General features: G+C 70.4%; 6 protein-coding genes. 5 read left to right on the top strand and 1 reads right to left on the bottom strand.

Annotated features, from left to right (window positions below; translation table 11 throughout):
* Positions 1 to 41: 41 nt before the first annotated feature.
* The 5 genes from AOJ26_RS34975 to AOJ26_RS34995 are packed head-to-tail and all read left to right on the top strand — an operon-like array spanning position 42 to position 5460.
* The gene (locus AOJ26_RS34975) at positions 42 to 1385 is read left to right on the top strand and encodes an ABC transporter substrate-binding protein (protein ID WP_053852385.1); all 1344 of its coding nucleotides are present in this window, start codon (positions 42 to 44) and stop codon (positions 1383 to 1385) included.
* Positions 1385 to 2329 (top strand): carbohydrate ABC transporter permease, encoded by a 945-nt coding sequence (locus AOJ26_RS34980; RefSeq protein WP_053852386.1) that lies wholly within the window; start codon positions 1385 to 1387, stop codon positions 2327 to 2329. Before AOJ26_RS34975 ends, AOJ26_RS34980 begins: the two co-directional genes overlap by 1 nt.
* Before the next feature lie 2 nt (positions 2330 to 2331).
* Positions 2332 to 3225 (top strand): carbohydrate ABC transporter permease, encoded by an 894-nt coding sequence (locus tag AOJ26_RS34985; RefSeq protein ID WP_053852387.1) that lies wholly within the window; start codon positions 2332 to 2334, stop codon positions 3223 to 3225.
* A 7-nt stretch (positions 3226 to 3232) separates the two neighbouring features.
* A complete protein-coding gene (locus AOJ26_RS34990) occupies positions 3233 to 4498 on the top strand; it encodes a 6-phospho-beta-glucosidase (RefSeq protein ID WP_053852388.1) in 1266 nt (421 codons plus the stop codon).
* On the top strand, positions 4489 to 5460 hold the full coding sequence (locus AOJ26_RS34995) for an N-acetylglucosamine kinase (RefSeq protein WP_053852389.1): 972 nt from the start codon (positions 4489 to 4491) through the stop codon (positions 5458 to 5460). The genes AOJ26_RS34990 and AOJ26_RS34995 overlap by 10 nt, the downstream gene beginning before the upstream one ends.
* Here AOJ26_RS34995 and AOJ26_RS35000 read toward each other — a convergent pair.
* Positions 5448 to 6041: a hypothetical protein gene (locus AOJ26_RS35000; RefSeq protein ID WP_234358751.1), complete on the bottom strand. Its 594-nt coding sequence runs from the start codon at positions 6039 to 6041 to the stop codon at positions 5448 to 5450. The two genes, AOJ26_RS34995 and AOJ26_RS35000, sit on opposite strands and share 13 nt — an antisense overlap.
* Between the last annotated feature and the right edge of the window lie 302 nt (positions 6042 to 6343).

Consider the following 6343-nt stretch of genomic DNA (forward strand, 5'->3'; position numbering starts at 1 on the left):
CACCCACCCCATCTCACCGCCCGTCCCTGGGAGACCCCGCCATGCGCTCAGCCATACCCTCGTCCGCCCGAAAAGCGGCTTTTGCCCTGACCGCGTCCGCGGTGCTCGTCACCACCGCGTGCACCGGCCAGTCCTCCTCCGGCGCCGACGACGACGCGTCGAAGGAGACGACCATCAACTTCTGGCACGCCTGGAGCGCGGACTCCGAGGTGAAGGCCGTGCAGACGCTGGTCGCCGGCTTCGAGAAGGCGCATCCCAACATCCACGTCAACGTCGTCGGCAACATGACCGACGACAAGATCAACCAGGCGCTGCGCACGGGCGGCGGCAAGGCCCCGGACGTCATCTCGTCGTTCACCACGAACAACGTGGGCAAGTTCTGCTCCTCGGGCGCGCTGGTCGACCTGAACCCGTTCTTCGAGAAGTCGGGGATCGACCCGGCCAAGACCTTCCCGGCCGCGATGAACGAGTACACGCAGTTCGACGGCGACCGCTGTGCCGTGCCGCTGCTGGGCGACGCCTACGGGCTCTACTACAACAAGACCGCGTTCGAGAAGGCCGGGATCACCAGCCCGCCCAAGACGTGGTCCGAGTTCGAGAAGGACGCCAAGAAGCTGACGATCACCCAGGGCGACTCGTACAAGCAGCTCGGGTTCATGCCGAACTACCACGGCTGGGAGACCACGACCGAGCACTACCTGGGCCAGTTCTCGCCCACCTACTTCGACACCTCGGGCAAGTCCACGATCGCCACCGACCCGGCCGTCACCGCCGCCTTCACCGTCCAGAAGAAGCTCGTCGACGAACTCGGCGGCTACCGGAAGCTGGAGAAGTACCGCGCGGGCCTCGGCGACGAGTGGGGCCCCAAGCACCCCTTCCAGACCGGCCAGGTCGCCATGCAGCTCGACGGCGAGTGGCGCCTGGGCATGGCCGTGGACGCCAAGCCCGGCTTCGACATCGGCGTGGCCCCCCTGCCGGTCCCCGACGATCAGGCCGACCAGTACGGCAAGGGCTACATCACCGGCACCATCGCCGGCATCGCCGCCAACAGCACCAGGCAGAACGCGGCCTGGGAGTTCCTGAAGTACATCACCACGGACACGGACGCGGTCGTCGGCTTCTCGAACGACATCCACAACGTGCCGTCCACGCTGGCCGCGCTCAAGTCGCCGAAGCTGAAGTACGACCCGCGCTTCAAGACCTTCCTCGACATCGCGGCGAACCCGCACTCGACGACCGCCCCGTCCTCGATCAACGGCGGTGTCTACCTGACCACCGTCCAGGACCTCGGCTACGCCTACGAGAGCGGCAAGGTCACCGACCTGAAGAAGGGCCTCGCCGACGCGGCCCGGCAGATCGACACGGACATCGCGCAGGCGAAGTGATGGCCGCGACGATCACGCTCGCCTCGAAGCGCCGCCGGTCGGCGCTGCGGACCCTCGCCTTCATGTCCCCCTGGCTGATCGGCTTCTCGGTCTTCTTCGCCTATCCGCTGATCTCCACGGTCTACTTCTCGTTCATGCACTACGACGGCTTCAGGCCGCCGGTCTGGAGCGGGACGAAGAACTGGACCTACGTCTTCGAGAACTACCCGCTCTTCTGGCCCGCCCTGCGCAACACCCTGTGGCTGGTCGTGGTGATGGTGTCCCTGCGGGTGGTCTTCGGACTCGGCGTCGGCATGCTGATCACGAAGATCAAGACGGGGACGGGCGTCTTCCGGACGCTCTTCTACCTGCCGTACCTGGCCCCGCCGGTGGCCGCCACGATGGCCTTCGCCTTCCTGCTCAACCCCGGTACCGGACCGGTCAACTCGATCCTGGAGAAGGTCGGCATCCCGGCCCCCGGCTGGTTCAACGACCCCACCTGGTCGAAGCCGGCCCTCACCCTGCTCGCCCTGTGGGGCATCGGCGACCTCATGGTCATCTTCATGGCCGCGCTGCTCGACGTGCCCCAGGAGCAGTACGAGGCGGCCGAGCTGGACGGGGCCTCGGCCTGGCAGCGGTTCCGGTTCGTCACCCTCCCCAACATCTCGCCCATCGTGATGTTCGCGGTCGTCACCGGCGTGATCCAGACCATGCAGTACTACACACAGCCGCTGATCGCCGGGAAGGTCGCCTCCGGGGTGATCCAGGGCGCGGGCACGCAGTTCGAGCCCGGCTATCCGGAGAAGTCCACGCTGACCCTCCCCCAGCTCGTCTACAACCTCGGCTTCCAGCGCTTCGACTACGGCTCCGCGTGTGTCGTCGCCCTCGTCCTCTTCGCCCTGTCGATGGTGTTCACCGCGTTCCTGATGCGGCGCCGGGGCGGTCTCATCCAGGCAGGTGACTGACCATGACCCAGGTACTCGACCGGCCGGTGGAGCTGAAGACCCCGGACTCGCCCGCCGAACGCACCGCCCGCCGCCGGGCCCTCCTGGAGTGGGTGGCGGTCCACTCCCTCGGCATCGCCGCCGCGCTCTTCTTCACGCTGCCCTTCGTGTTCGTGTTCCTGACCTCGCTGATGAGCGACAGCCAGGCCCTCAGCCGCGACCTGATCCCGCACACCTGGGAGTGGGGCAACTACCAGCGGGTCTTCGACACCCCGGGCTTCCTGACCTGGTGGCGCAACACGCTGGTCTACGCGGGACTGGGAACGGTCCTCACGGTCGTGTCGTCGGTCCCGGTGGCGTACGCGCTCGCCAAGTTCCGCTTCCGGGGCCGCAATCTCTCCCTGATGCTGGTGATCTCGATGATGATGCTGCCGCCGCAGGTCGTCATCATCCCGATGTACCTGTTCTGGGCGAAGCAGCTCGGACTGTCCGGCACGCTGTGGCCGCTGATCATCCCGATGGCGTTCGGGGACGCCTTCTCGATCTTCCTGCTCCGGCAGTTCCTGATGACGATCCCCAACGAGTACGTGGACGCGGCGAAGGTCGACGGCTGCGGTGACCTGCGCACCCTGCTCAGGGTGGTCGTCCCGATGGCCAAGCCCGGCATCGCGGCCGTCGCGCTCTTCCAGTTCTTCTACGCCTGGAACGACTACTTCGGCCCGCAGATCTACGCCTCGGAGAACCAGAACGCCTGGACACTGAGCTACGGCCTGGAGTCCTTCAAGGGCATGCACCACACCGACTGGAACCTCACCATGGCCGCCACCGTGCTGGTCATGGCCCCCGTGATCCTCGTGTTCTTCTTCGCGCAGAAGGCGTTCGTCGAGGGCGTCACCCTGACCGGAGTGAAGGGTTGAACCCCACATGAAACTGACCGTGGTCGGCGGAGGCTCGACCTACACCCCCGAACTCATCGACGGATTCGCCCGGCTGCGCGACACCCTGCCCGTCGAGGAACTCGTCCTGGTAGACCCGGCCGCCGAGCGCCTGGAGCTGGTCGGCGGGCTCGCCCGGCGCATCTTCGCCAAGCAGGGCCACGACGGCCGTATCGTCACCACGTCCGACCTGGACGCGGGCGTGGACGGCGCCGACGCCGTGCTCCTCCAGCTCCGCGTCGGCGGCCAGGCGGCCCGCCTGCAGGACGAGACCTGGCCCCTGGAGTGCGGCTGCGTCGGCCAGGAGACCACCGGCGCGGGCGGCCTCGCCAAGGCGCTGCGGACGGTGCCGGTCGTCCTCGACATCGCCGAACGGGTCCGCCGGACCAACCCGGACGCCTGGATCATCGACTTCACCAACCCGGTCGGGATCGTGACCCGGGCGCTGCTCCAGGCCGGGCACAAGGCGGTCGGGCTGTGCAACGTGGCGATCGGCTTCCAGCGGAAGTTCGCCGGGCTGCTCGGCGTGACCCCCTCCGACGTCCACCTCGACCACGTGGGCCTCAACCACCTCACCTGGGAGACCGGGGTACGGCTCGGCGGCCCCGAGGGCGAGGACGTCCTGTCCAAGCTGCTCGGCGAGCACGGCGAGGCGATCGCCGGCGACCTGCACCTGCCGCGCGCGCTCCTCGACCGGCTCGGCGTGGTCCCGTCGTACTACCTGCGCTACTTCTACGCGCACGACGAGGTCGTACGGGAACTGGGCACCAAGCCGTCCCGGGCGGCCGAAGTCGCGGCGATGGAGGAGCAGTTGCTGCGGATGTACGGCGACCCGGCCCTGGACGAGAAGCCGGAGCTGCTCGCGAAGCGGGGCGGCGCCTACTACTCGGAGGCGGCCGTGGACCTGGCCGCCGGGCTGCTCGGCGGGGGCGGCAGCCCCTACCAGGTGGTCAACACCCTCAACCGGGGCACGCTGCCCTTCCTGCCCGACGACGCGGTGATCGAGGTGCAGGCGGCGGTGGGCCCGAAGGGACCGACCCCGCTGGCGGTACCGGCCGTGGACCCGCTGTTCGCGGGACTGATGGCCCACGTCACCGCGTACGAGGACCTGGCGCTGACGGCCGCCCTGCGCGGGGGCCGGGACCGGGTCTTCAGGGCGCTCCTCGCCCACCCCCTCGTCGGCCAGTACGCGTACGCCGAGGGCCTCACCGACCGACTGATCGCACACAACCGGGAGCATCTCGCGTGGGCCTGACCGCAAGCGTCCTCGCCGTCGACGCGGGCAACAGCAAGACCGACGTCGCGGTCGTGGCGGCCGACGGAAGCGTCCTCGCCACGGCCCGCGGCGGCGGGTTCCGGCCCCCGGTGGTGGGCGTCGAGAAGGCGGTGGACGTCGTCGCCGACGCGGTCGGGCGGGCCTTCGCCGCGGCCGGGGTGAGCGCGGTCGGGCATGTCTCGGCCTGTCTCGCCAACGCGGACTTCCCGGTGGAGGAGCAGCAGTTGACCGCGGCGCTGCACGCGCGCGCGTGGGGCCCGGACGTGGAGGTCCGCAACGACACCTTCGCGATCCTGCGGGCCGGGGCCACCGAACCGCGCGGGGTGGCCGTGGTGTGCGGCGCGGGCATCAACTGCGTCGGCATGCGCCCCGACGGCCGTACCGCCCGCTTCCCCGCGCTCGGCCGGATCTCCGGCGACTGGGGCGGCGGCTGGGGTCTCGCGGAGGAGGCACTGTGGCACGCGGCCCGCGCGGAGGACGGACGGGGTGCCGACACCGAGCTCGCGCGCGTGCTGCCCGCGCACTTCGGGCTGCCGTCGATGTACGCCCTCATCGAGGCCCTGCACCTGGAGGAGATCGCCCCCGCCCGCCGTCACGAACTGACGCCGGTGCTGTTCGCCGCGGCCGCCGCCGGCGACCCGGTGGCCCGCTCGCTCGTCGACCGCCTGGCCGACGAGGTGGTGTCCATGGCGACGGTGGCCCTCACCCGTCTCGACCTCCTCGACGAGGAGACCCCGGTCCTGCTCGGCGGCAGCGTCCTGGCCGCCCGCCATCCCCAACTGGACGACGGCGTACGGGAGCTCCTGGCCGCCCGCGCCCCGAAGGCGGTGCCCCGGGTGGTGACCGCGAGTCCGGTGCTGGGCGCCGCGCTCCTCGGCCTGGACCGGGCCGGGGCGCCCCCCGAGGTGCAGGCGAGGGTGCGGGCGTACTACGAGGTCTGAGCGAGCACCGCGTCGGCCACGTCGGGGACGGACATGCCGTCCCCGACGTCCACGCGGGGCAGTCCCAGCCGGTCGACCGCCGCCACCACGAGCTCCTGGAACCGCACGCTGCGGGCCAGGAACGTGTCCATCAGCGCGCGCTCCGCCTCCGACGCCTCGCCGTAGCGCCCGCCCGCCCGGATCCGGGCGCGTACGACGTCCTCGCCGGCGGTGAGCCACACGGCGGCCGTGCCGGGGACGTCCAGCGCGGCGACCCGCTCCGGCCACAGGGCGGAGCCCTCCAGGACGAGACCGGGTCCCGCGCCGGCGTGCGCCCTGACCAGCTCCTCGATGCGCGGCCAGAGCCGCTCGTAGTGGGCGAGGACCGAGGCGATCAACTCGTCGACGCCGAGCGTCGCGTAGTGCTCGGCCACGTGCGGCGGCACCTCCCGCTCCGGCGTGCGCCAGGGCCGCCCCGGATGTCTCGCCAGCAGGTCCGTCGAGCGGTGCTCGAAGCCGAGCCGGCCGGCGACCGCCTCGGCGACCGTCGACTTGCCGGTATGAGACGTTCCGCCGATCATCACCACACGTACCCCGCGCACGACGTCGACCCTACGCGCCCCCGGGGGAACCGAACCGATTCCGGCGGCGTATTCATGGGCAAGGGGTGGTGCAGAACGCGGAGCCGCCGGCAGGCAGTCCGCTGCGATCCGATCAAGATCGAGTGAAGCCCGGTGCGGATGTCGGTCCCGGCAGCGATACTTGCGGCGAGGGATGACCATGGGGGAGGTCAAACGGTGACACACCCGCCGAAGAGCAGCGCGGCACCACCGGTTTCCGGGGTGCCCACGATGCCGGCCGTACCGGCGCAGCCGGGGCCCCCGGTCCCGCAGCCGTCCCCGCC

Source organism: Streptomyces sp. NRRL B-24085 (assembly GCF_001282115.1).
Classification (GTDB): Bacteria; Actinomycetota; Actinomycetes; order Streptomycetales; family Streptomycetaceae; genus Streptomyces.

What these genes read in the sequence shown, in the direction of transcription:
- AOJ26_RS34975 (WP_053852385.1), top strand. Translation starts at nt 42, where the DNA reads ATGCGCTCAGCCATACCCTCGTCCGCCCGAAAAGCGGCTTTTGCCCTG.
- AOJ26_RS34980 (WP_053852386.1), top strand. Translation starts at nt 1,385, where the DNA reads ATGGCCGCGACGATCACGCTCGCCTCGAAGCGCCGCCGGTCGGCGCTG.
- AOJ26_RS34985 (WP_053852387.1), top strand. Translation starts at nt 2,332, where the DNA reads ATGACCCAGGTACTCGACCGGCCGGTGGAGCTGAAGACCCCGGACTCG.
- AOJ26_RS34990 (WP_053852388.1), top strand. Translation starts at nt 3,233, where the DNA reads ATGAAACTGACCGTGGTCGGCGGAGGCTCGACCTACACCCCCGAACTC.